Here is a 392-nt window from a genome sequence, read left to right on the forward strand (position 1 = left end):
GGGGAGAGGGGGCCGCCGAGGACGAGCTTGGGGTAGTACTCCACGCCGAGGCGGGCGGCGGCGTCGGCCCAGCCGAAGTCGTAGATGTACTCGCCCATGCTGTGGAACTTGCGATAGGCGGGCGCGGCGGCGACGAGCGTCTTTCCGCGCCAGAGCGTCAGGTGGTGCGGGGCCCAGCCGGTCTCCTCGGTGGCGCTGCCGCTCTCCTCCATGGCCGCGAGCCACGCATGGCGAACGAAGGGGGGCGCGTTGGGGCCGGCGAGCGCGTCCCACGCGGCGGCGGGGACGTCGGTCACTGCGTCGAGGATGCGGAGGCGGAGCGAAGTGTCGGCGGGCACGAGGGGGGATTTAATGCGGCCCTCGCGCGCTCGCAGTGGGTTGCCTGGGTGGGG

Annotated in this window: 1 protein-coding gene; it reads right to left on the reverse strand. The window is 73.2% G+C overall.

The window, feature by feature from the left end; genetic code table 11:
* A partial coding sequence (locus HG543_RS54275; RefSeq protein ID WP_343073677.1) for a peptidogalycan biosysnthesis protein occupies positions 1–338 on the reverse strand: 338 nt, incomplete at its 3' end.
* Between the last annotated feature and the right edge of the window lie 54 nt (positions 339–392).

The organism is Pyxidicoccus fallax (genome assembly GCF_012933655.1).
GTDB lineage: Bacteria > Myxococcota > Myxococcia > Myxococcales > Myxococcaceae > Myxococcus > Myxococcus fallax.